The organism is Aliiroseovarius sp. S1123 (genome assembly GCF_023015885.1).
Lineage (GTDB): Bacteria > Pseudomonadota > Alphaproteobacteria > Rhodobacterales > Rhodobacteraceae > Aliiroseovarius.
On sequence record NZ_JALKBE010000001.1, the window covers coordinates 320505 to 342749 of the forward strand.

The following is a 22245-nucleotide window of genomic DNA, read 5'->3' on the forward strand; positions in this document are numbered from 1 at the left end:
ACGCTATTTAAGTCGGGATATCGTCAGTTCTAAAGGTCTATTACGCGACATGGCCCAAATCGCCTTCATTTTGCTGTGCCACAAAGACCCCGAGGCTGTCATTTCTCAGGCCCGGCAGCTGACGGCGGCGGGCGACTATATGGCGATCCATTTTGATGCCCGCGCCAACCCGGCGGATTTTCAGCGCATTCAGGATGCGTTGAAAGACAATCCCAATGTGACTTTTGCCAAGAAACGCATCAAATGCGGATGGGGGGAATGGTCCTTGGTGCAGGCGTCGTTGAACGCCGTCGAGGCCGCCTTAGAGACGTTCCCACGCGCCACGCATTTCTACATGCTGTCGGGTGATTGTATGGCGATCAAGTCGGCCGAATACGCGCACGAGCTATTGGATCGCGACGACGTCGACTATATCGAGAGCTTCGATTTCTTCGAAAGCGACTGGATCAAGACCGGCATGAAGGAAGAGCGGTTGATCTATCGCCACTTCCTGAACGAACGCAAACACAAGAAACTGTTTGATACCTCCTTCCAGTTGCAAAAGAAGCTGGGCCTAACGCGCGAAATCCCTGCGGATCTTCAGGTGATGATCGGCAGCCAATGGTGGTGTCTGCGCCGCCGCACCGTCGAGTGGGTAATGAAATTCTGCCAAGAGCGCAGAGACGTAATGCGGTTCTTCCGCACCACCTGGATCCCGGACGAGACCTTCTTTCAGACCATCGTGCGTCACTTGGTGCCGGACACTGAAATCCGCACCAGCACGTTGACCTTCCTGATGTTCACCGACTACGGGATGCCGGTGACGTTCTATAACGACCATTATGACTTGCTGCTGAGCCAGGACTTTCTGTTCGCCCGCAAGATCAGCCCCGAAGCGACCGAGCTAAAGCAGCGTCTGGGGGACCTTTACGCGGCCAAAGGGATCGAGTTCCAGATCTCGAACGAAGGGCGCAGCCTGTTTCGCTTCCTGACCAACCGGGGGCGCAATGGCGTCCGTTTCGCACCCCGTTTCTGGGAAGCCGAGGCCAGTTTGGGCCGCGAGCGTGAGCTTCTGATTGTCGTGGCCAAGAAATGGCACGTCGCCAAACGGTTGGTCCACAAGATCAAAGAAGTCACCGGGATCGAGACGATCGAATACCTGTTCGATGAAGCCAGCTGCCCGATGCCGGATCTGGGTGGCATCCAGACCCAGATGAGCAAACGTGCGCGCCACCGTCGGGCGCTGATGCGGATGCTGTTCGAGTACTACGACACCGACCGCATGGTCGTGTGTATGGACCCCAAGAATATGGAGATGTTCCAAGACTTCTTCGCAGACCGCTGCACCACGCGGCTGCTGGAAATCGAAAGCGTCTTCACGGACGACTATCTGGCCGGGCATGCCATCCGTATCGGGCTTGCGGGCGAGAATACATCGAAAGCGGCGATGGACCGGCTTTTGCCGACGATCCGCGCGGATGTGACGGGCGAAAGTGACCGGATCCGGGACGCGGGCTTTCAGAACTACTATCGCATCAGCGAGCTGCGCGAGGCGCCGGAAAATGCGCTCGCCATTTCGCAATTCCTGTCGATCCAGCCCGATGAGGCGCTTCAGATCGCACAGACCAATCACCTGTTTGAGGACTGACCAATGCCCTACAGCTATGACGACCAGAACATCTTCGCCAAGATCCTGCGCGGCGAGATCCCGAATGACACCGTGTACGAGGATGAGCACGCGTTGGCGTTCAAGGACATCATGCCAAAAGCGCCGCACCACGTTCTGGTGATTCCCAAGGGCCCGTATGTGACCTACGATCATCTGGCCGCCGAAGGTTCGGACGCCGAGATCGTTGGCTTCACCCGCGCTGTGGGCAAGGTCTGCGCACTTCTGGGAGTCGAGCCGGGCAATGCTGGCGATGGCTACCGGCTGATTTCCAACGCGGGCGAGCATGGCGTACAAGAGGTTCCGCACCTGCACGTTCATATTCTGGCAGGCCGCCCCATCGGGCGCATGGTATCGCGCGCGGATTGACGGTTCGCTCTTGCGGCACCGCCCGCGCGGGGCGTAAATAGATCAACACAAATGACAGAGGTGTCTCACATGACCCAACCGGCTCCTGAAACCAAGATTGTTGACAGCTACAAGGTCTCTTGCGACGGCGGCGAGGGCGCGCTGGGCCATCCGCGCGTCTATCTGCAGATCCCGAACGAACATGGCTGGGTGGAATGCCCCTATTGCGATTGCAAGTTCGTCCACAAGGATCACGCAGACGACGACAAAGCCGCCTGATTTCTGCCGGGCTGCACTTAAATCCGGGCCGCGGGCTGGTGCCTCGCGGCCTTTTGCGTCTTAACTGGTCACACGCGTTTCAGGGGGAATTCCAATGAGCTTTGGCAAGGGTTGTCATCTGCATCTGGTCGATGGATCGGCCTTTATCTTTCGGGCCTATCACGCGCTGCCTCCGCTGACGCGCAAATCCGACGGGCTGCCCATCGGGGCGGTGGCCGGGTTCTGCAACATGTTGTTCAAGTTCATCGAAGACAATGCAGGTGCCGACGCGCCCACCCATGTGGCGGTGATCTTCGACCATTCCGGCAAGACCTTCCGCAGTGACATCTACCCCGACTACAAAGCCAACCGTCCCCCAGCGCCTGAAGACCTGCGCCCGCAATTCCCGCTGACCCGCGACGCCACCCGTGCCTTCAACATCGCCTGTATCGAGGTCGAAGGATTCGAGGCAGACGACATCATCGCGACCCTTGCACGCCAAGCGGACGAGGCGGGCGGCCGCGTCACCATCCTGTCCTCTGACAAGGACCTGATGCAGCTAGTAGGCGGCGGCGTCGAAATGCTCGACCCGATGAAGAACAAGCGGATCGGCGTCGAAGGCGTGGAAGAGAAATTTGGCGTCGGCCCCAACCGCGTGGTCGATGTGCAGGCGCTGGCAGGTGATAGCGTCGATAACGTGCCCGGCGCGCCCGGGATTGGCATCAAGACCGCCGCGCTTCTGATCAACGAATTCGGCGACCTCGACACGCTTCTGGAACGCGCCGAGGAGATCAAACAACCCAAACGCCGGCAGACCCTTATCGAGCAAGCTGACTTAATCCGCATCAGCCGCGATCTGGTGAAGCTGGACGACCAGATGGATCTGGACGTGGCGTTTGAGGATCTGGAGCTAAGGGATCCGGAACCCGACACGATCTTGAGTTTCTTGGCCGAAATGGAGTTCCGGACCCTCACCAACCGCGTCGCGGGCAAGCTGGGGATGGACGCACCCGAGATCGCGCAGCCTGAAGGCGGCGACGCGCCCGCTGCGCCCGAAATGCCCGCTATCGACCCCGAGAAATACGAGTGGGTCAAAGACATGGACGCGCTGGGTGCATGGATCGACCGCGCCTATGCGCGCGGCTATGTGGCGTTCGACACGGAAACCACCGGACTGAACGAAATGTTGGTCGATCTGGTCGGCATCTCGCTGGCGGTTGAGGTTGGCGAGGCTTGCTATATCCCTCTGACCCACAAAAGCAGCCAGGCGGATGACCTTTTTGGAGGCTCGGAACTGGCCGAGGGGCAATTGCCACTGGATCAGGTCATTGCCGCGCTGAAACCGATGCTCGAGGATCCGGCGATCCTGAAGATCGGCCAGAACATGAAATACGACGCCAAAATCTTGGCGCGCTATGGTGTGAATGTGGCCTCCATCGACGATACGATGTTGATGTCTTATGCCCAAAATGCTGGCTTGCATGGGCACGGCATGGACAAGCTGTCGGAAGAATACCTCTCGCACAGCCCGATCTCGATCAAGTCGCTGTTGGGCACGGGAAAATCTGCGATCACCTTCGATCGTGTGCCGATCGAAGATGCAGTGAAATACGCGGCCGAGGATGCGGATATTACGCTGCGCCTCTGGCAGATCCTGAAGCCCCGCCTGCACAGCAATCACGTCACCCGCGTCTATGAGCGTCTGGAACGCCCGCTTGTGCCGGTGCTGGCGCAGATGGAGATGACGGGCATCAAGGTCGACCGCGAGGTACTGTCGCGCATGTCCAACGCCTTTGCCCAGAAGATGGCGGGCTACGAGGCTGAACTGCACGAAATCGCAGGCCGTGACTTCAACGTGCAATCCCCTGCGCAGGTAGGTGAAATCCTGTTTGGCGAGATGGAGCTGCCCGGCGGCAAGAAAACCAAGACCGGCCAGTGGTCGACGCCTGCCGACGTGCTTGAAGACCTCGCCGCAGAACACCCCTTCGCCGCGCGGGTTCTGGACTATCGCCAGCTGCAAAAGCTGAAATCGACATATACCGACGCACTGCAGGATCACCTCCACCCGGAAACGGGCCGCGTGCATACGTCTTACCTGCAGTCCGGGGCGAACACAGGTCGCATGGCGTCCAGTGATCCGAACCTGCAAAACATCCCCGTGCGCTCGGAAGAAGGGCGCCGCATCCGTGAGGCATTTGTTGCCCCCGAAGGCACCAAGCTGATCAGCCTTGACTACAGCCAGATCGAACTGCGCATTCTGGCCCATATGGCCGGGATCGACGCGCTGAAACAGGCCTTCCGCGACGGCCACGACATTCACGCCATGACGGCGAGCGAGATGTTCGACGTGCCGCTGGACGAGATGACGCCAGACATCCGTCGTCAGGCCAAGGCGATTAACTTCGGTGTGATCTATGGCATCTCGGGCTTCGGTCTGGCGCGCAATCTGCGCATCCCGCGGGCCGAGGCACAGGGCTTCATCGACCGCTATTTCGAACGCTTCCCGGGCATTCGCACATACATGGACTCGACGATTGAGTTCGCCAAGGAACACAAGCGGGTCGAGACCCTGTTTGGCCGCCGCATCCACACGCCCGAGATCGGCGCAAAAGGCCCACAGGCAGGCTTCGCCAAACGCGCCGCGATCAACGCACCCATTCAGGGCACCGCCGCCGACATCATCCGTCGCGCCATGATCCGCATGCCGGATGCCATCGCAAAGCTGCCTGCCAAGATGCTTCTGCAAGTCCACGACGAACTGATCTTCGAAGTCGAGGAAAACGCCGTGGACGAGGTGATCGAGACCGTCCGCCACGTTATGGAAGGTGCGGCAGAACCCGCGATCAAACTGGACGTGCCGCTGGTGGTGGATGCAGGCGTAGGCATGAACTGGGCCGAGGCGCACTAAGCGCCTTCGGGCCTAGTGACCTCCTGCACATTGGCGGTGATCGCCAAAGGCCGACAGGACCGAGCACTCGTCCTTGCCGTCGCAACTGTCCTTGATCCGCACCAGCTCGGCCTCAAGCCGTTTTAACCCGGCGATCCGGTCACGCACCTCGTCCAGATGCTCAGCCGCAATCCGGTGGCTTTCCGCGTGGTTGCTGGGCGCGATGGTCAGAAGATGGCGGATCATATCAATCGAAAGCCCAAGATCCCGGGCGTGCCGGATGAAATGCAGCCGGTCCAACCCCTCTTGCGAAAACCGCCGCTGGTTACCTTCGGTGCGTTCTTCTGCGGCGATCAATCCCATCTGCTCGTAATAGCGGATGGTTGGCACCTTCACCCCGGTGCGGGTGGAAATCTGACCGATGGAAAACATGTGCTTTTCCTCTTGAACCTCTAGGGACTAGAGGGATTATATCCAGTTGTGATAGGAACAACACCCGGAACCGGAGCGCCTTCATGCCCCATGATCACAGCCACTCGCATGGCCATCACCATCATCATCACATTGACCCAGAAGCGGGCGACTTGCGCGTCGGGCTGGCCGTTGCGGCAAACGTCCTTTTGACCCTCGCGCAGATTGTCGGCGGGCTGCTGTCCGGGTCGGTCGCGCTGATCGCGGATGCCATTCACAACCTGTCGGATGCGGCGTCTTTGGCGATTGCGTTCTTTGCCCGCAAGATTGCGCGCCGTCCCACCGACGGGACCATGACCTTCGGCTATAAACGGGTCGAGCTGGTGGCCGCACTGATCAATCTGACCACGCTGATCGTGATCGGGATTTATCTGGCCTATGAGGGTGTTATGCGCTTTTTCAACCCACCCGAGGTGGCCGGGTGGCTGGTCATCATCGTGGCAGGCATCGCGCTGGTCGTGGACGCGGTGACAGCATTGCTGACATGGCGCATGGCAAAAGACAGTGCCAATATTCGGGCCGCGTTTCTGCACAACGTGGCAGATGCGCTGGGGTCCGTCGCGGTGATTGTTGTGGGCGTTCTGATCGTGGCATTTGACTGGCATCTGGCAGACCCGATTGCGACGCTGGGCATTGCGGCTTACGTGATCTGGATGGGCCTGTCCGAGCTGAAAGGCGTGGCACATATCCTGATGCTGGGCGCACCGCAGGGCATCGATGTGGAAGAAGTTCTTAGCGGGATGGAGACCGTCCCGGGTGTCGAAAACGTACATCACCTTCACCTTTGGCAAATCAGCGAGGATGTGATCTCGCTCGAGGCGCACGTGGTGGTATCGGGGGGCGGCTGGTCCGACGTCCTTCCGGTGAAAGCTGCCGTGAAGGCGCACCTGGTCGATCGTTGGGGGATTGCCCACGTCACGTTGGATATCGAAAACGTCGACGCGACCTGTGACACGCCGCAGCGGATCGGAGGGACCAAGCCGTCGCTTGGCTAGGTGATCAGCTTGGGGTCGAAGCCGCGGTCTTCCATCTGGGCGTAAAGCGCATTCAGGCCCTTGTCGCGCTCTTCGCGGAACCGTTCGCCGGTGGTGAAGCCTTCGATCCGGTCGACGCGGAACATACGGAAGTCTTCGCGTAACTCGCACCAGCTGACCACCGTCCACCCATTGCGCCACAGCCAAAGGGCCAAGGGGCGGATGGTGCGGGTGGACTTTGCGCCTGCCTCGTCCGCATAGGTCATGATCAACCTCAACCGCGCATCGATGGCGCTTTCGATTTGGTCGATGAAATGACGGTCACGATCCGAGGGGCGCAGGGTGGGGCCGGCGTGGATCTCAACGCGCTTGGCTTGTGCTTCCAGCGCTTCCGGCAGCACGGCGCGGATCTTTACCAAGGCCTCGCGGGCGGCAGTTGCCATTGCGGCCCCACCCATCCGCTCGATCAGGTGGGTGCCTGCGATTACGGCCATGATCTCGTCTCGGGTGAACATGAGCGGCGGCACGTCATAGCCCGCCCGCATCACGTACCCGACGCCCGCTTCGCCTTCGACGGGCACGCCCGAGCCAATAAGGTCAGCGATGTCGCGATAGATCGTGCGCTCGCTGACCTCGAGTTTCTCGGCCAAATCCCGCGCCGTGGTCAGCCGACCGCCCCGAAGTAGCTGAACAATCTGGAAAAGGCGGTCGGCACGGCGCATGGATCAGGCGGCTTTCGGTTCAAACATGCCGATCGCGTTGCCATCGGGGTCCGAAGCATAGACGAAGCGCCCCATGGGCAACGGGATCGGGTCGCTGGTTACTTTGCCACCCGCGCCCTCGCACCGCGACATCGCGTCTTCCAGCGCATCCGGCACCACCATGTGCACTGTCGGGCCACTGCCATCAACCGCAGGCTTTCCTGCATAGAGATGCCCGCCACCCGGCGCGTCGGTGCCTCCAAAATCGGCCATCGGCACGGGGCCAGTGGTGTCGATTTTCATCGTCCATTTGAAGACAGTGCTATAGAAATCCACTGCTTTTTCCAGGTTCGAAACGGGGATCTCGCTCCAGCATACTATCGTGGGTGTCATTGGGTCTTTCCTTCCATCAATGTTGATGAGGCGGTTGTGACACCCCCCTCCTGACAGCATAGTGTCAGGAGCCTGTCAGCCGAACCCCTTTATCCATGACAGCCCGTCTTCGGTACGTCCGGCGGGGTGATATTCGCCACTAACCCAACCCGCATAGCCTTCGTCATCCAACTGCCTGAACCATGCGGGATAGTCGATCACGCCACCCATGGGCTCGTTCCTGTCTGGGATGCCGCCCACCTGAATGTGGCGGGTCAGGTGTTTTACCTTCTCCCACGTGGCTTGCATGTCGCCGGTGATTTTATGCGCGTGGTAGGCGTCGAATTGCAGGTGCAGATTGGGGGCTGCGACCTCGGCCAGAATGTCAGCGGCCAAATCGTAGTCCGACAGGAAATAGCCCGGCATGTCGTCCCGATTGATCGGCTCGATGGTTAGGCTTTGCTTTGGTGCGTGGGCTGCGGCCCATGTCAGGTTCTCGACAAAAGCCGCGCGGGCCGCGTCGCCTTCTGCCGCACCCGCCATGATGTGCAGATGGGTGGCGTTGAAGGCCTGCGCAAAGCGCAGTGCACGCTTGAAGTCATGGCGAAATCGCTCTTGCCCATCCGGCATTGCCGCAAAGCCGCGCGGTCCACCTGTCCAGTTGGGCGGCGGCGTGTTGATCAGCACCATCTGCAGCCCGTTTGCGATCAGGCGCCGCTGAATGTCCTTCGCCGCGTTATCATAGGGGAACAACACCTCGACCGCCTCGAATCCAGCTTCGGCGGCGGCATCGAACCGGTCCAGAAAAGGCCGTTCGGTAAACAACAGGGTCAGGTTGGCGGCAAAACGGGGCATGGTGGTCTTCAGGTCCTTATCGGCGGGGTTACGCCAAACTTGCCGATGGCTGCCTTTGACGCAAGGCAAAGGTGCTGTAGGATTCTCGCAATTTAAAGGGGTTTCCCATGCGTGTTGTTCTCGCCCTGTTTGCTTGCATCGCGGTCTCGGCCTGCCAGCCGAACGTCAGTAGTGTGGGTGCGCGCGGAGGTGCCAGTTTTTGTGACCGCCTGATCGGCTGGGAAACTGTGGATGGGGACACGGATACTCTGCGCGCCGTGACGCGGCCCGAGATCTGCGCGCTTAGCCAACCGCACGCGCTGTGGTTTCGGTCAAAACAAGTCAGTACCAAGCTGACAGGGCGTGAATTCTGGCTGCTGGTCCCGCCCAACGATCGGCATCTGAAAGGCAACGCGCTCACTGGATGGGACCTTCAAGTGCGCCCCTATGGTTTCGCGCACGAGTTCTTTCTGGTTCGCAAAGACGGCGCACACCTTCAACCCGCGATTGCCCAAAATACCTGTCCGCGCAAGGCGGTCGGACTGGGCGGGGTTGAAGGCGGCAAAAGTTACTGCCTGACGAACTAGGCCTATGCGCTGTTAGCTGCGCGGGTCCAGAAGCCGGGCCATGACAGCGTCTGCGGTGATCCGTCCGACAGATTGCCCGGCCTCGGTCACGTTGATCTCGTCTTGACCAGACAGCGCTCTCATCACCACATCCACGTGATCGGCCACATCGACGGTGACGGATGCGGACGAAGCTCCGTCTTCCATCACATCGCGCGCGGTCAGAACGCCCAGCGGGTTCATATGCGCAACGAAGTCCGCCACGTATTCGTTCACGGGATTTGTAAAGATGTCGCGTGGGGTGCCGCATTGTACGATACGTCCGCCTTCCATGATCGCGATCCGGTCGCCCAGTTTGAACGCTTCGTCCAGATCGTGGCTTACGAAGATGATCGTGCGTTTCAGGCGCTGCTGAAGCTCGATCAGCTCATCCTGCAGGCGGGCGCGGATCAGTGGGTCGAGGGCCGAGAAGGGCTCGTCCATCAGAAGGATTGGCGCTTGAGTGGCAAACGCGCGGGCCAGACCCACACGTTGCTGCATGCCGCCCGACAGCTCGCCCACCTTGCGGTTGGCCCATTCGCTGAGGTTCACTAGTTCAAGCTGCTCGTCCACGCGGGCGTTGTGTTCGGCCTTTGCCATGCCAGCCAGTTCCAGTCCCAGCCCAACATTTTCGCGCACCGTGCGCCACGGCAGCAGGCCAAATTGCTGGAACACCATCGCCACGTGGTTCTGGCGGATGCGGCGCAAGGTGCCGGCGTCGGCGTTGGTGACATCTACCAATCCGTTACCGTCGTTTACCCGTACGCAACCGCGCACGACGGGGTTCAACGCATTCACACCACGCAGAAGCGTAGATTTTCCGGAACCGGAAAGGCCCATCAGCACAAGGATTTCGCCTTCGGCCACCGAGAGCGAGCAATTGTGCACGCCCAGCACCTGACCGGTTTCGGTTTTTACGTCCGAGCGGTCCTTCCCTGCATCCATTCCGGGCAGAGCGCTTTCGGGCTTGTCGCCAAATACGATCGAGACGTTATCAAATTCTACAGCGGTCATGATCAGGCCTTCCGTTCTACGCGCAGCATGCGGTCAAGGGCGATGGCGACGGCTACGATGACCAAGCCGCTTTCAAAGCCCAGCGAAGCGTTCACCGTGTTCAGGGCGCGCACCACCGGAACACCAAGGCCATCCGCGCCGACAAGGGCGGCGATGACGACCATCGAGAGCGACAGCATGATGGTCTGGTTCAGGCCGGTCATGATCTGTGGGAAGGCCGAGGGCAGCTCGATCTTCCACAGGGTTTGCATCCGGGTCGCGCCGAAAGCCTGTCCTGCTTCGGTCAGGGCCGTTGGCACCTGGCTGACGCCCAGCTGGGTCAGGCGGATCGGGGCGGGGATGACGAAGATGAAGGTGGCTACAAGGCCCGGCACCATGCCGATGCCAAACAGCACGATCATCGGGATCAGGTAGACGAATGTCGGAATGGTCTGCATCATGTCCAGCACCGGCAGGATCGCTTGGAAGAAACGCGGGCGGTGGGCGGCGTAGATGCCGATGGGTACGCCGACGCCCATACAGAACAGGACCGAGAAGACGATCAGCGTCAGGCTTTCGGTGGTCTCTTCCCAGTAGCCTTGGTTCAGCACGTAAAGGAAGCACAGAACGACGATCGCCACGCGGCCCCAGCTGCGTTGGATGTAAAAGGTCAGAGCGCCCAGAAGCGCTACGATCAGCAGGGCAGGCGGGTATTGCAGCAGCCAAAGGAACCCGTCGATCCCGTTGCTGAGCACGTCATCGACGAAGTCAAAGAAGGGGCCAAATGCATCGGTCAGCCAGTCAAATCCATTCGAAATGGTTTTGCCGACCGGAATTTTGGAATCTGTCAGCCAGTCCACGTGTCAGTGCCTTTCATTTAGGGCCAGGGCAAGGCCAGAGAAGATCAGGAAACCGCCGACACCCATGTTCAGGGTATGCAGGCGATGCGGGGTCAAAAGGCCTTGAAAGCCTGCGCCAAACCCTGCGTAGAGCGCAACGGCAAGACACTCGAGCACCAAGAACAACCCGCCCAGAAGCGCGTATTGCGGGGCGAGCGGTTGGGAGAGATCGGTGAATTGCGGGAAGAATGCTGTGAAAATCGCGATGGCTTTTGGGTTGCCAATAGCGATCAGGAAATCTCGGCGGATAAGGGTTGCGACCGGCTCGTCCGTTTGGGCAAAGGCACTAGCCTGCGGTTTCGCACGCCACATGCGCCATCCGACATAGACCAGATAGGCAGCACCCGCGTATTTCACCGCGTTGAATGCGGACTCCGATGCAGCCAATACGGCCCCCAGACCAATGCCAACCAGCAAGATCATTGCCGCGAAGGGCAGCATACGGCCCATGCCCCCTGCAAGTCCCACCAGAAGTCCACGTCGTGCTCCGTTTGAAAACGCCAACACGTTGTTGGGCCCCGGCGCGATGTTCAGCGCGAAGCAGGCTGGAATGAACAAGGCAAGCGTGGCAAAGGTCATATCTGGATCTTCAGGATGCACGAAAAGAAACGCGCCGAGAGGATCCCCGGCGCGTTCCAAATTGTGTTGGGTTTACATGCCCAGCGACGCTTTGACAGCGGCAACAGCATCGCCACCGTCTTTGGTGGTCACACCGTCCAGCCATGCCATGTAGGCAGCGGGGTTGGCAGCCAGCCATGCTTTGGCGGCGTCGGCGGGATCTTGGCCGTCATTCAGGATGGCGCCCATGATCTCGTTCTCCATCGCCAGCGAGAAGCTGAGGTTTTGCAGCAGCTTACCGGTGTTGGCGCACTCAGCCACGTAACCTGCGCGGGTGTTGGTGTCGACCACGGCGCCACCCAGATTGGGGCCGAAGAAGTCGTCACCACCGGTCAGATAGGACATCTCGAAGTTGGCGTTCATCGGGTGGGGTTCCCAGCCAAGGAAGACGATCGGCTCGCCCTTCTTGTCGGCGCGGGCAACCTGTGCCAGCATACCCTGTTCCGAGCTTTCAGCCACTTCAAAGCCCTCAAGGCCAAAGGCGTTGCCGTCGATCATCGATTGGATCAGGCGGTTGCCGTCATTGCCCGGCTCGATGCCGTAGATCTTGCCTTCCAGCGCGTCTGCTTGGGCAGCGATGTCGGCGAAATCCTTGATGCCCAGATCAGCGGCGGCCTTGTTCACGGCCAGCGTGTACTTGGCGCCTTCAAGGTTGGTGCGCACGGTGTCGACAGTGCCCGCCTCGCGGTAAGGCGCAATGTCGGCTTCCATGGTGGGCATCCAGTTGCCCAGGAACACGTCGATGTCACCTTCGGCCATCGAGGTATAGGTTACCGGCACGGACAGAACCTTGATGTCGGTCTCATAGCCCAGAGCCTCAAGAACAACGGTGGTTGCTGCGGTGGTGGCGGTGATGTCGGTCCAGCCAACATCCGAGAAAGTTACTTCGTCGCAATGGCCATCAGCAAAGGCAGACGTGGCAACAGCCGACAGCGCGATGGCGGAAAGAGTGGATTTGAGTTTCATATGTTCGCTCCCTGTTTTTGGTGCGGTTTTGTTGGCCGGGGCCTGCATTTGCAGACCGCTCGGCGTGACCCTAACGCAGGTAGCGCAGGGGTGGAACCGGCTTCATTGATGCAGACGGTGCTTTTTATTGATTGACGAGTCAATTAAAAAAAGCAACCCTGCCGTACGCAAATCGGAGAGGCATATGCCAAAGCTGGGGATGGAACCCATACGGAAAGGCGCACTGGTGCAGGCCACGATCGACGAGATCGGCCGCGCGGGCAGCCTTGATGTGACCGTGACGCAGATCGCCAAGCGCGCCGGAGTATCCAGCGCCTTGGCGCATCACTATTTCGGCGGGAAGGATCAAATCTTTCTGGCCGCGATGCGTCACATCCTGTCGGTTTATGGCGCGCAGGTGCGCGCCGCCGTGTTGGGTGCAAAGACCCCACGTGACCGGGTTGAAGCGATCATTCGCGCGAACTTTGAAGCTGGCAACTTCCGTCCCGAAGTGATCAGCGCCTGGCTTAATTTTTATGTGATGTCTCAAAGCAATGAGGGTGCGCGGCGCTTGTTGCGCGTCTATCAGCACCGGCTGCATTCGAACCTTGTCTACGATCTGCGCCCTTTGGTGGGCGAAGACGCGCACGAGGTTGCAGACACGCTCGCCTCGATGATTGACGGCCTCTATATCCGCCACGCCCTTCGCGAAGAAACCCCAAGCGGCAAACGCGCCTGTGATCGTGTTCTGGCCTGCCTTGATATCATTTTGGAGACCTACGCATGACCTCGCCGAATATCCTGATTATTATGGTGGATCAGCTGAACGGGACGCTGTTCCCGGATGGGCCAGCGGACTGGCTGCATGCTCCTAATCTGAAAAAACTGGCCGAAAGTTCGGTCCGGTTTAAGAACGCCTATACCGCTAGCCCGCTCTGCGCGCCGGGCCGGGCCAGCTTCATGTCGGGCCTGCTGCCGCGCCGGACCAAGGTCTATGACAACGCGGCCGAGTTCGCCTCGGACATCCCGACTTATGCGCACCACCTGCGCCGGGCCGGTTATCAGACCGCGCTGTCGGGCAAGATGCACTTCGTTGGCCCTGACCAGATGCACGGGTTTGAGGAACGCCTGACCACCGATATCTACCCCGCCGATTTCGGCTGGACGCCGGATTATCGCAAGCCCGGCGAGCGGATCGACTGGTGGTATCACAATATGGGGTCTGTCACGGGGGCAGGGGTCGCTGAGATCTCGAACCAGATGGAGTATGATGACGAGGTTGCGTACAACGCCTGCGCCAAGCTTTACGATCTGGCGCGCGGCCACGATGACCGCCCGTGGTGCCTGACCGTTAGCTTCACCCACCCGCATGATCCTTACGTGGCGCGTCGCAAATATTGGGATCTCTACGAGGATTGCGAACACCTGCTGCCCGAGGTGCCTGCGAAAGCGTACGAGGATCACGACCCCCATGCGCAGCGGATTTTCGACGCCAATGACTGGCGCAGCTTTGACATCAAAGAAGAAGACATCCGCCGTTCGCGTCGCGCCTATTTCGCCAATATCTCCTACTTGGACGACAAGGTTGGCGAGATGTTGGACATTCTGGAAAGTACCCGCCAAGAGGCGATCATCATGTTCGTCTCGGATCATGGCGACATGCTGGGCGAGCGCGGGTTGTGGTTCAAAATGAACTTCTATGAAGGCTCGGCGCGTGTGCCTCTGATGATCTCGGCACCCGGGATGGAGCCGGGATTGGTCGAAGCACCCGTTTCGACGCTGGATGTTACCCCCACTTTGGCTGATCTGGCCGGGATTTCGCTGGACGAGGTGAAGCCGTGGGTCGATGGCGAAAGCCTTGTGGGATTGGCAAATGGCGAAGAACGCACCAGCCCCGTGGCGATGGAATACGCGGCTGAAGCGTCCTATGCACCGCTGGTGTCTCTGCGCTATGGCAAGTGGAAGTATAACCGCTGCGCGCTGGACCCCGATCAGCTGTTTGATCTGGAGGCTGACCCGCACGAGCTGGTCAATCTGGCCGACGATCCGGCCCATGAAGGTACGCTGAATTCGCTGCGGGCGAAGTCGGAAGCGCGCTGGGATCTTGACGCCTATGACAACGAAGTACGCGAAAGCCAAGCCCGCCGCTGGGTGGTCTATGAGGCGTTGCGCAACGGCGCGTATTTCCCGTGGGATTACCAGCCGCTGCGCAAAGCGTCCGAGCGCTACATGCGCAACCACATGAACCTCGACAATGTGGAAGAAAACGCGCGCTTCCCCCGTGGCGAGTAACCTCTGAACTGACGGAAAGACAATGCAAGCAGAATATATCATCGTTGGCGCTGGCAGCGCGGGATGCGCAATGGCGTATCGGCTGGCGGAAGCAGGTAAGCGGGTTTTGGTGATTGAGCATGGCGGCACCGACGCCGGACCGTTCATCCAGATGCCGGCCGCGCTGAGCTATCCGATGAACATGAAGACCTATGACTGGGGCTTCCAGACCGAACCCGAGCCGCATTTGGGCAACCGTACGCTGGTCACGCCCCGCGGAAAAGTTGTCGGTGGATCTAGCTCGATCAACGGGATGGTCTATGTGCGCGGGCATGCGAAAGATTTCGACCATTGGGCCGAGCAGGGCGCCGATGGCTGGTCCTATGCCGACGTTTTGCCGTACTTCAAGCGGCAGGAAAGCTGGCATGAAAGCGGACATGGCGGCGATGCAGATTGGCGCGGCAAAGATGGCCCGCTCCACGTGACACGCGGACCGCGCAAGAACCCGTTGTTCCACGCCTTTGTCGAGGCCGGGAAGCAGGCCGGGTATGAAGTCACGGACGACTATAACGGCCAGAAGCAGGAAGGTTTCGGCCCGATGGAGCAGACCGTCTGGAAAGGACGGCGCTGGTCGGCAGCGAACGCCTATCTCCGCCCGGCGCTGGAACGGGAAAACTGCGAGCTGATCCGCGCCTTCGCCCGCAAAGTGGTCATCGAAGATGGTCGTGCAGTCGGCGTCGAAGTCGAGCGTGGCGGCAAGATCGAAGTGATCCGCGCCGAGGCCGAGGTGATCATCGCGGCCAGCTCGATCAACTCGCCGAAGCTGTTGATGTTGTCGGGGATCGGTCCGGCGGCGCATCTGAAAGAACACGGGATCGAGGTTGTCGCCGACCGTGCTGGTGTTGGGCAGAACCTGCAAGACCACCTTGAGGTCTATATGCAGTACGCCTCGAAACAGCCCATCACGCTTTATCGGTACTGGAACCTAATCTGGAAAGGTATTCTGGGCGCTCAGTGGCTGTTCACCAAGACGGGTCTGGGCGCGTCGAACCAGTTTGAAAGTGCGGCCTTCATCCGCTCGAAGGCGGGCGTTGAATATCCTGACATCCAGTACCATTTTCTGCCGATCGCCGTGCGCTATGACGGGCAGGCGGCGGCGGAAGGTCATGGGTTCCAGGCCCATACCGGCCCAATGCGTTCGCCCTCGCGCGGGGAAATCACGCTGAAATCGGCGGACCCGAAAGATGCCCCACGCATCTTCTTCAACTACATGTCGACCGAGCAGGATTGGGAAGATTTCCGCACCTGTATCCGCCTGACGCGCGAGATCTTCTCGCAACCTGCGTTCGAGCCTTTCGTGAAATTCGAGATCCAGCCGGGCAACGCGTTGCAAACCGATGACGAGATCGACAGCTTCATCCGCGAACACGCCGAAAGCGCGTATCACCCCTGTGGCACCTGCCGCATGGGACGTGCTGACGACCCGATGGCGGTTGTCGATCCGGAAATGCGCGTGATCGGCGTCGAGGGCCTGCGGGTTGCTGACAGCTCGACTTTCCCGCGCATCACCAATGGCAACCTGAACGGGCCGTCGATCATGGTGGGCGAAAAGGCGTCTGACCATATTTTGGGTCGCCGTCTTCCATCGGCGAATGACGAACCGTGGGTCCACCCGGACTGGCAAAATTCGCAGCGATAAGCGCGTGATTTGATCCCTGTCAAAGCAGGGGGCGTTTGCTGGACGCAAACTCCCTCTGACTTTACACGAAGGAGACACGCGAATGTCACACACCCCGCATGAACTGAGCGAGGAATTCCCGGAATACGCTGAGAAAATGAGCGAGATGAAGCAGTCGGATGCGCATTTCTCGAAACTGGCGGACGAGTACCACGAAGTGAATCGTGCGATTCATCGTGCCGAAACCAATGTCGAGCCGACCGACCAGTTTAACGAAGAAGACATGCGCAAGAAGCGCGCTGCTCTGAAGGACGAGATCTATCGAATGCTGTCGGCCGCCTAAGCGCCGCTGCACGAGGGACAGAAGGCCGGGCAATGCCCGGCCTTTTCATTTGCCGTGGATGGCTTCAAGCCATTTGCGCAGCGGTCGCAATACGTTTTTTCGCCAGATTGATGTGTGTCCGGCATGCGCGCGCGCTGCCAGCACTTTGTTCTTGGCGGGCGACAGGCGATACAGCGTTTGGCCCATCTGGAACGGCACATGACGGTCTTTTTCCCCATGCATGATGAAGGTCGGCGCTTTGACGCTCTTGATATTCTGTTTGGACGGCCACAGGTCGGTTCGACCGGCGATGAAGGGCAGAAGGATAGGGTTCTTGGCTGCCGTCAAATCCACCAAAGACGTATAGGGCGCCTGCAGGATGATGGCTGTCGGTGGGTTGGCGCGCCCAGGCCCACCCGCGGCAATCGCCACGGCAACACCGGTACCAAGGCTTTCCCCCATCAGGACAATTCGCCTGCTTCCCGTTAGTTTTGGAATGTCCCGATACAGTTGATCCGCAAGGCTTTGGATTTTCTGGCGACTAGGCTGTCCCTTGCTGCCGCCCATCCCCGGATAGGACATCGCGACGACGCCATAGCCTTGGTCCAGAAACCAGCGAAATTTGTGTCCGCGCGCGTGCAGGTTTCCACCCGATCCGGGCATATACATCACCGTCGGTTTGCCCGCCTTGGATTTAGCGACCCACAGAACCAGCCCCCGATAGGTGACTTCCTTTAGACGCTTATCCACCTGTGCCGGATCGACCCGTTTGGGATTGAATTGATAGAACGCCTTGCGCTCGGCCGTAGAGGCAAGGCTCTCGGCGCGGGCTGGGTTCGGTCCTGTGGCGACCAGAAAGGTCAGAGCCAGCAGGACCATAAGGAAGAACTTGTTCATCGTGTGATCTCGTACGGAAGTGTTCCGCGCGAATATGGGTCGACTTGCAATTTGCGTTCAAGGGGAGGAACCGAGCGTTGGTGACACAACTGACGTTCGCAGATCCGACACGAGATGCCGATGGGTTCATAGGCAGCATCGTTCGAGACATCAAAATCATCCGCATAGACCAGCGCGCCTGCGTGTTTCACCTCGCATCCCAGCCCGATCGCATAGCGGCGCACAGGCGCATCGAAACTGCCGCCTGATTTGGTGACGTTCCGGGCCAAACAGAAGTAGCGTACCCCGTCCGGGGTCTGCGCCAACTGCCGCAGGAAACGTCCTGGCGTTTCAAAGGCTTGGTGAACATTCCACAGCGGGCAAGCGCCGCCGAAACGGGCGAATTGCAGCCGCGTGGCCGAGTGGCGCTTGGTTATTGTTCCGGCCTGATCGACGCGCACGAAAAAGAAGGGAATGCCCTTTGATCCGGGGCGCTGCAACGTGGACAGTCGGTGAGCGATTTGTTCAATCGACGCACCGAACCGGTCGGCCAGCCGTTCAAGGTCGTGGCGCGTCTCGTGCGCGGCGGCAAGAAACTGCGCATAAGGCAAAAGGGCCGCGCCCGCGAAGTAGTTCGCAAGCCCCAGCTTGGCGATGGCGCGGGCTTCGTCGGTCTGGAATCGTGCGAAATCCAGCGTGGCCTCCAGTAGGGCGTCCTGCGTCAGAAGCGCCACCTGCATCAACAGCTGAAACTCCTGCGTGGCGCGCGGCGGGCGGGTCGACAGGGTTAGCTCTCGCCGTTCGACGTCATAGCTGCGCACCTTGTCCACATCCTGGCGGTTCAAGGTGATGCCGCGGTCGCTTAGTACCGCTTCGGCCATCGCCACCTGACTCAGCCCGCGTGCCTTGCCGGTTTGTGCAAAGTGTTCGGCTGCGCGGTCCACCGCATCGATATAGTTGTCACAATAGTGAAAGAAGTCGCGCACCTCGTCCCAAGGGCTGGCTTGGTTCGGGGTGTCGTCCGCGCCAATGTCCTGATCCATCGAGGCCAGACGCTCGTGACCAAGTCGATAGGCGCGATGCAATTCCAGCAGCGCATGAGCGAGGGCAGGGGCGTTCGACGCCGCAAGCCGCAGGTCCGCCAGCGGAGGGATGTCCGAGAATACGGGATCCGCGAAAGCCTCGCGCATGTCCGTAACCAGACGTTCCGCGTCGCCGGTCGACAGTTCGGCCACATCAAATCCGAATTCCTGCGCCAATGCCAACACCACACCCGTCGAAACGGGGCGGTTGTTGTTTTCCATCTGGTTGAGGTAAGGAAGGCTTACACCCAATTTCTCGGCAAAGGCTTTTTGGGTCAGGTTTAAGCGGGAACGGATCTCGCGCAGTTTCACACCGGCATAGAGCTTCTGGGTGGCCATTGCAGTCTCCTGGCTTCGCACATTTGCAATTTGCACTAGCATACTTGCATTTTATTTGCAAATTCGCCCCTTTTTGCTTTCCGCAACGGCGCTCTCGGGCTAGTTTGCAGCGAAATCAAGGAGTGCCGCCACATGAAAGATATTCTCCAAGAACTTGAGAGCCGCCGCGAGAAAGCCCGCCTTGGGGGCGGTCAGCGACGGATTGATAGTCAGCACAAGAAAGGCAAGCTAACCGCCCGTGAGCGTGTTGAGCTGCTGTTGGACGAGGACTCGTTTGAAGAGTTCGACATGTTCAAAACCCACCGCTGCACCGAATTCGGCATGGAAGCCGATAAGCCTGCGGGCGACGGTGTCATCACCGGTTGGGGCACAATCAATGGCCGCTTGGTCTATGTATTCTCGCAGGACTTCACTGTCTTTGGTGGCTCGCTGTCGGAAACCCACGCTGAAAAGATCTGCAAGATCATGGACATGGCGATGCAAAACGGCGCGCCTGTGATCGGCATCAACGATTCAGGTGGTGCGCGTATTCAGGAAGGTGTTGCCTCGCTTGCCGGTTACGCCGAAGTGTTCCAGCGCAACATCATGGCTTCGGGCGTGGTGCCGCAGATCTCGGTGATCATGGGCCCGTGCGCCGGTGGTGCCGTGTATTCGCCTGCCATGACCGACTTCATCTTCATGGTGAAAGACAGCTCGTACATGTTCGTCACCGGTCCCGACGTTGTGAAAACCGTGACCAACGAAGTTGTCACAGCCGAGGAGCTTGGCGGCGCCTCGACTCACACCAAAAAGTCTTCGGTCGCCGATGGCGCGTTCGAGAACGACGTGGAAGCCCTGTCGGAAGTCCGTCGTCTGGTCGACTTCCTGCCGCTGAACAACCGCGACAAGGCGCCTGTTCGTCCGTTCTTTGACGATCCGGCCCGCGTGGATGACAGCCTGGACACGCTGATCCCGGACAACCCGAACTCGCCCTATGACATGAAAGAGCTGATCACCAAGCTTGGCGACGAGGGCGATTTCTTCGAGATCCAGGAAGATTACGCCAAGAACATCATCACCGGTTATATCCGTCTGGAAGGGCAGACCGTGGGTGTTGTGGCCAACCAGCCGATGGTTCTGGCCGGCTGTCTGGACATCGACAGCTCGCGCAAGGCAGCCCGCTTTGTGCGCTTCTGTGACGCGTTTGAAATTCCGATCCTGACGCTGGTCGACGTGCCGGGCTTCCTGCCGGGCACCAGCCAGGAATATGGCGGTGTGATCAAGCACGGTGCGAAACTGCTGTTTGCCTACGGTGAAGCTACGGTGCCGAAAGTCACGCTGATCACGCGTAAAGCCTATGGTGGTGCCTATGACGTTATGGCGTCCAAGCACCTGCGCGGCGACTTCAACTATGCTTGGCCGACCGCTGAGATTGCGGTTATGGGCGCAAAGGGCGCGACCGAGATCCTGTACCGTTCGGAACTGGATGATGCCGAGAAGATCGCGCAGCGCACGCAGGATTATGAAGACCGCTTCGCCAACCCGTTCGTGGCCGCCGAGCGTGGCTTCATCGACGAGGTCATCCAGCCGCGCTCGTCGCGCCGCCGGATCAGCCGCGCCTTCGCATCGCTGCGTGGCAAGAAGCTGCAGAACCCTTGGAAGAAGCACGACAATATCCCGCTGTGATCATGGGTCGCACGGCGGGATATACGGGCCCGTGTGGCCTGACCGGGGTGGCGGCTGCCGCTGCCACCCTGGCCCTATCCCTGACCATGTCCACGACACTTGCAGCAGCGCAAGAAGACTGGTTTGACGGCGTGCCGCTTCAGGTTCCGTCAGGCCAACCCGTCACCCTGCTTGAGGTCAATCAACAGGATGGCAATCACGGGGGATCGGCGATACATGTCCGGTTTCTCGCGCCTGAGATTTCCCGCAACACGGGACGTATAGGTTTCTCGCAGGCGGAAGAGGATATGGCCGTGATCTGCCAAGACTATGTGCTGCCGCACTTGTCCAGGATCACGCAAACCGAGCCAGAGCAGATCGTGATCGTTCTGGCAGATCGTTGGGTCGAGTTCGGCGTCTCGGACATGGACGCGACCCAGTTTTTCGAAGCTTTCCGCCCCGAGGATGGGGTGTGTGTTTGGGACGGGTTCTGATGGCACTGCCTTACATGTTGAAGCACAAGGGCTTCCCCGGACGTCTTACGGGGACCGATTATCAGTTTGTCATTCGTCGTGCCAGCAAGACGGGCGCGACGAAACTGGCCGCACGTGAACGCTATGCGGATCGCAGACCGGCAGATCGACGTGCTGACACGGGCTTTATGAAAGCTTTGTGGGACCATTTCGGGGATCAACCATTTGAGCGAGGCAACCTGGATGCAGGGCGTCTGTCGTGGCTGTTCGAACGCGAGGTTCTACCGGCGCAGGATCCCTTTGATCCCGAAGACTATGAAGCCCTGCTTGTGATTGATGAAGCGCGCGCACGGGCCTCGTTCCCGGATGCGTTTGAGGAACAATAGGCATGAATTCGCCCGCATTGAACACTAATTGGCAAAAAACAGCCCAACTGGACATGACCTGTCTGGTCGGGGCTTGCTTAGGCCATGGTTCATGCCAACATGTAACTCATGCAGAGAGCAAATCCCCGTTCTCTGCAATGGTTTGTCGAAACCATTACCCTTCCCCTTCTTCTACCCGGTTCAGCGCGTTTGCGTCTGAACCGGGCCTTTTTTCTCTCATAGATAGCTGTTCGCGTGGCGCTGTACGTCGCGGTTCGCGAAAATTTGGCTTGGGTACCTCCCGCAAACGGGGCACAATGGCTGCCAGAATAAACTCTGAAAGAGGCAGTCACACATGCAGTACAGAACGCTTATCGCAGGGGCGCTTGCCTTTGCCATGCTGGCAGGATGCCAGTGGAACGATCTTGAACGCGCCGGTGCCGGCGCAGCAGCAGGCGCTGTGGTCGCAAGTGCAACCAGTGGCAGTGTTCTCACCGGAGCCGTCATCGGTGCTGGTGCGGGGGCGCTGTGCGACGACTTGGGCGTCAGTATCTGCAACTGATCTGAAATTCTCCGGCTCCGCACATCGCGGATCCTCCACTCACGATCGGCCTGCCGAGACCTTTGGTTTCGGCAGGCTTTTCT

General features: G+C 59.5%; 24 protein-coding genes. 14 read left to right on the forward strand and 10 right to left on the reverse strand.

The annotated features are described in order from the left end of the window. Positions 1-49: 49 nt before the first annotated feature. The 4 genes from MWU53_RS01545 (at position 50) to polA (ending at position 5159) form a co-directional block, all read left to right on the forward strand. Positions 50-1627 (forward strand): DUF5928 domain-containing protein, encoded by a 1578-nt coding sequence (locus tag MWU53_RS01545; RefSeq protein WP_247089681.1) that lies wholly within the window; start codon positions 50-52, stop codon positions 1625-1627. 3 nt (positions 1628-1630) lie between these two features. Then, complete coding sequence (locus MWU53_RS01550) at positions 1631-2014, forward strand: histidine triad nucleotide-binding protein (RefSeq protein WP_247089683.1); 384 nt, start codon at positions 1631-1633, stop codon at positions 2012-2014. Positions 2015-2083: 69 nt separating this feature from the next. Then, positions 2084-2272 carry a zinc-finger domain-containing protein gene (locus tag MWU53_RS01555; protein ID WP_133487263.1) on the forward strand — a complete coding sequence of 63 codons (189 nt, stop codon included), beginning with the start codon at positions 2084-2086 and terminating at the stop codon, positions 2270-2272. 94 nt (positions 2273-2366) lie between these two features. Beyond that, a complete protein-coding gene (polA, locus tag MWU53_RS01560) occupies positions 2367-5159 on the forward strand; it encodes a DNA polymerase I (protein ID WP_247089685.1) in 2793 nt (930 codons plus the stop codon). 12 nt (positions 5160-5171) lie between these two features. Here polA and MWU53_RS01565 read toward each other — a convergent pair whose 3' ends face one another. Beyond that, a complete protein-coding gene (locus MWU53_RS01565; RefSeq protein WP_247089688.1) occupies positions 5172-5570 on the reverse strand; it encodes a helix-turn-helix domain-containing protein in 399 nt (132 codons plus the stop codon). Positions 5571-5653: 83 nt separating this feature from the next. Here MWU53_RS01565 and MWU53_RS01570 point away from each other — a divergent pair, with 83 nt between their 5' ends. Next, positions 5654-6604 carry a cation diffusion facilitator family transporter gene (locus tag MWU53_RS01570; protein WP_247089690.1) on the forward strand — a complete coding sequence of 317 codons (951 nt, stop codon included), beginning with the start codon at positions 5654-5656 and terminating at the stop codon, positions 6602-6604. Here the strand turns inward: MWU53_RS01570 and MWU53_RS01575 are convergent. From MWU53_RS01575 to MWU53_RS01585, 3 genes are all read right to left on the reverse strand, one after another. Beyond that, positions 6601-7305: a YafY family protein gene (locus tag MWU53_RS01575; protein WP_247089693.1), complete on the reverse strand. Its 705-nt coding sequence runs from the start codon at positions 7303-7305 to the stop codon at positions 6601-6603. The two genes, MWU53_RS01570 and MWU53_RS01575, sit on opposite strands and share 4 nt — an antisense overlap. A 3-nt stretch (positions 7306-7308) precedes the next feature. Next, positions 7309-7677, reverse strand: coding sequence for a VOC family protein (locus MWU53_RS01580; protein ID WP_247089695.1), 369 nt, complete (start codon positions 7675-7677; stop codon positions 7309-7311). A gap of 75 nt (positions 7678-7752) precedes the next feature. Next, the gene (locus MWU53_RS01585) at positions 7753-8511 is read right to left on the reverse strand and encodes a TIM barrel protein (protein WP_247089697.1); all 759 of its coding nucleotides are present in this window, start codon (positions 8509-8511) and stop codon (positions 7753-7755) included. A 107-nt stretch (positions 8512-8618) separates the two neighbouring features. Between MWU53_RS01585 and MWU53_RS01590 the strand changes: the two genes are divergently transcribed. Beyond that, positions 8619-9077 (forward strand): hypothetical protein, encoded by a 459-nt coding sequence (locus MWU53_RS01590; protein WP_247089699.1) that lies wholly within the window; start codon positions 8619-8621, stop codon positions 9075-9077. A gap of 12 nt (positions 9078-9089) precedes the next feature. On the opposite strand, the gene choV is transcribed toward MWU53_RS01590, so the two are convergent. The 4 genes from choV to choX form a co-directional block, all read right to left on the reverse strand. Then, complete coding sequence (choV, locus tag MWU53_RS01595) at positions 9090-10109, reverse strand: choline ABC transporter ATP-binding protein (RefSeq protein WP_247089701.1); 1020 nt, start codon at positions 10107-10109, stop codon at positions 9090-9092. Between the two features lie 2 nt (positions 10110-10111). Beyond that, positions 10112-10948 (reverse strand): choline ABC transporter permease subunit, encoded by an 837-nt coding sequence (gene choW / locus MWU53_RS01600; protein WP_247089703.1) that lies wholly within the window; start codon positions 10946-10948, stop codon positions 10112-10114. Between the two features lie 3 nt (positions 10949-10951). Beyond that, entirely contained in the window at positions 10952-11566 is a 615-nt protein-coding gene (locus tag MWU53_RS01605; RefSeq protein WP_247089705.1) for a LysE family translocator, read from the reverse strand. 72 nt (positions 11567-11638) lie between these two features. Next, positions 11639-12571 (reverse strand): choline ABC transporter substrate-binding protein, encoded by a 933-nt coding sequence (choX, locus tag MWU53_RS01610; protein ID WP_247089707.1) that lies wholly within the window; start codon positions 12569-12571, stop codon positions 11639-11641. Positions 12572-12755: 184 nt separating this feature from the next. Between choX and betI the strand changes: the two genes are divergently transcribed. The 4 genes from betI (at position 12756) to MWU53_RS01630 (ending at position 16842) form a co-directional block, all read left to right on the forward strand. Continuing rightward, positions 12756-13337 carry a transcriptional regulator BetI gene (gene betI / locus MWU53_RS01615; RefSeq protein WP_247089709.1) on the forward strand — a complete coding sequence of 194 codons (582 nt, stop codon included), beginning with the start codon at positions 12756-12758 and terminating at the stop codon, positions 13335-13337. Then, positions 13334-14842, forward strand: a complete 1509-nt coding sequence (gene betC / locus MWU53_RS01620) for a choline-sulfatase (protein WP_247089711.1) — start codon at positions 13334-13336, stop codon at positions 14840-14842. The genes betI and betC overlap by 4 nt, the downstream gene beginning before the upstream one ends. A gap of 22 nt (positions 14843-14864) precedes the next feature. Then, the gene (betA, locus tag MWU53_RS01625; RefSeq protein ID WP_247089719.1) at positions 14865-16520 is read left to right on the forward strand and encodes a choline dehydrogenase; all 1656 of its coding nucleotides are present in this window, start codon (positions 14865-14867) and stop codon (positions 16518-16520) included. An 82-nt stretch (positions 16521-16602) separates the two neighbouring features. Further along, positions 16603-16842 carry a YdcH family protein gene (locus MWU53_RS01630; RefSeq protein ID WP_247089721.1) on the forward strand — a complete coding sequence of 80 codons (240 nt, stop codon included), beginning with the start codon at positions 16603-16605 and terminating at the stop codon, positions 16840-16842. 45 nt (positions 16843-16887) lie between these two features. On the opposite strand, the gene MWU53_RS01635 is transcribed toward MWU53_RS01630, so the two are convergent. Together MWU53_RS01635 and MWU53_RS01640 are read right to left on the reverse strand one after the other, a co-directional pair. Continuing rightward, a complete protein-coding gene (locus tag MWU53_RS01635; protein WP_247089723.1) occupies positions 16888-17718 on the reverse strand; it encodes an alpha/beta fold hydrolase in 831 nt (276 codons plus the stop codon). Beyond that, a complete protein-coding gene (locus MWU53_RS01640) occupies positions 17715-19118 on the reverse strand; it encodes a helix-turn-helix transcriptional regulator (protein WP_247089731.1) in 1404 nt (467 codons plus the stop codon). The genes MWU53_RS01635 and MWU53_RS01640 overlap by 4 nt, the downstream gene beginning before the upstream one ends. Before the next feature lie 132 nt (positions 19119-19250). Here MWU53_RS01640 and MWU53_RS01645 point away from each other — a divergent pair, with 132 nt between their 5' ends. The 4 genes from MWU53_RS01645 (at position 19251) to MWU53_RS01660 (ending at position 22162) form a co-directional block, all read left to right on the forward strand. Beyond that, the gene (locus MWU53_RS01645) at positions 19251-20783 is read left to right on the forward strand and encodes an acyl-CoA carboxylase subunit beta (protein ID WP_163037089.1); all 1533 of its coding nucleotides are present in this window, start codon (positions 19251-19253) and stop codon (positions 20781-20783) included. After that, complete coding sequence (locus tag MWU53_RS01650) at positions 20753-21256, forward strand: DUF6497 family protein (protein ID WP_247089733.1); 504 nt, start codon at positions 20753-20755, stop codon at positions 21254-21256. Before MWU53_RS01645 ends, MWU53_RS01650 begins: the two co-directional genes overlap by 31 nt. Before the next feature lie 14 nt (positions 21257-21270). Continuing rightward, positions 21271-21621, forward strand: a complete 351-nt coding sequence (locus MWU53_RS01655) for a hypothetical protein (RefSeq protein WP_247090503.1) — start codon at positions 21271-21273, stop codon at positions 21619-21621. Positions 21622-21955: 334 nt separating this feature from the next. Further along, positions 21956-22162 (forward strand): hypothetical protein, encoded by a 207-nt coding sequence (locus tag MWU53_RS01660; protein WP_247089735.1) that lies wholly within the window; start codon positions 21956-21958, stop codon positions 22160-22162. The last annotated feature ends 83 nt before the right edge of the window (positions 22163-22245 follow it).

What these genes read in the sequence shown, in the direction of transcription:
- choV (WP_247089701.1), bottom strand. Translation starts at nt 10,109, where the DNA reads ATGACCGCTGTAGAATTTGATAACGTCTCGATCGTATTTGGCGACAAG.
- betC (WP_247089711.1), top strand. Translation starts at nt 13,334, where the DNA reads ATGACCTCGCCGAATATCCTGATTATTATGGTGGATCAGCTGAACGGG.
- MWU53_RS01645 (WP_163037089.1), top strand. Translation starts at nt 19,251, where the DNA reads ATGAAAGATATTCTCCAAGAACTTGAGAGCCGCCGCGAGAAAGCCCGC.
- MWU53_RS01550 (WP_247089683.1), top strand. Translation starts at nt 1,631, where the DNA reads ATGCCCTACAGCTATGACGACCAGAACATCTTCGCCAAGATCCTGCGC.
- MWU53_RS01580 (WP_247089695.1), bottom strand. Translation starts at nt 7,677, where the DNA reads ATGACACCCACGATAGTATGCTGGAGCGAGATCCCCGTTTCGAACCTG.
- MWU53_RS01585 (WP_247089697.1), bottom strand. Translation starts at nt 8,511, where the DNA reads ATGCCCCGTTTTGCCGCCAACCTGACCCTGTTGTTTACCGAACGGCCT.
- MWU53_RS01575 (WP_247089693.1), bottom strand. Translation starts at nt 7,305, where the DNA reads ATGCGCCGTGCCGACCGCCTTTTCCAGATTGTTCAGCTACTTCGGGGC.
- MWU53_RS01555 (WP_133487263.1), top strand. Translation starts at nt 2,084, where the DNA reads ATGACCCAACCGGCTCCTGAAACCAAGATTGTTGACAGCTACAAGGTC.
- polA (WP_247089685.1), top strand. Translation starts at nt 2,367, where the DNA reads ATGAGCTTTGGCAAGGGTTGTCATCTGCATCTGGTCGATGGATCGGCC.
- MWU53_RS01640 (WP_247089731.1), bottom strand. Translation starts at nt 19,118, where the DNA reads ATGGCCACCCAGAAGCTCTATGCCGGTGTGAAACTGCGCGAGATCCGT.
- MWU53_RS01635 (WP_247089723.1), bottom strand. Translation starts at nt 17,718, where the DNA reads ATGAACAAGTTCTTCCTTATGGTCCTGCTGGCTCTGACCTTTCTGGTC.
- MWU53_RS01570 (WP_247089690.1), top strand. Translation starts at nt 5,654, where the DNA reads ATGCCCCATGATCACAGCCACTCGCATGGCCATCACCATCATCATCAC.
- MWU53_RS01630 (WP_247089721.1), top strand. Translation starts at nt 16,603, where the DNA reads ATGTCACACACCCCGCATGAACTGAGCGAGGAATTCCCGGAATACGCT.
- MWU53_RS01655 (WP_247090503.1), top strand. Translation starts at nt 21,271, where the DNA reads ATGTTGAAGCACAAGGGCTTCCCCGGACGTCTTACGGGGACCGATTAT.
- MWU53_RS01565 (WP_247089688.1), bottom strand. Translation starts at nt 5,570, where the DNA reads ATGTTTTCCATCGGTCAGATTTCCACCCGCACCGGGGTGAAGGTGCCA.
- MWU53_RS01545 (WP_247089681.1), top strand. Translation starts at nt 50, where the DNA reads ATGGCCCAAATCGCCTTCATTTTGCTGTGCCACAAAGACCCCGAGGCT.
- MWU53_RS01605 (WP_247089705.1), bottom strand. Translation starts at nt 11,566, where the DNA reads ATGACCTTTGCCACGCTTGCCTTGTTCATTCCAGCCTGCTTCGCGCTG.
- MWU53_RS01660 (WP_247089735.1), top strand. Translation starts at nt 21,956, where the DNA reads ATGCAGTACAGAACGCTTATCGCAGGGGCGCTTGCCTTTGCCATGCTG.
- betI (WP_247089709.1), top strand. Translation starts at nt 12,756, where the DNA reads ATGCCAAAGCTGGGGATGGAACCCATACGGAAAGGCGCACTGGTGCAG.
- MWU53_RS01590 (WP_247089699.1), top strand. Translation starts at nt 8,619, where the DNA reads ATGCGTGTTGTTCTCGCCCTGTTTGCTTGCATCGCGGTCTCGGCCTGC.
- betA (WP_247089719.1), top strand. Translation starts at nt 14,865, where the DNA reads ATGCAAGCAGAATATATCATCGTTGGCGCTGGCAGCGCGGGATGCGCA.
- choX (WP_247089707.1), bottom strand. Translation starts at nt 12,571, where the DNA reads ATGAAACTCAAATCCACTCTTTCCGCCATCGCGCTGTCGGCTGTTGCC.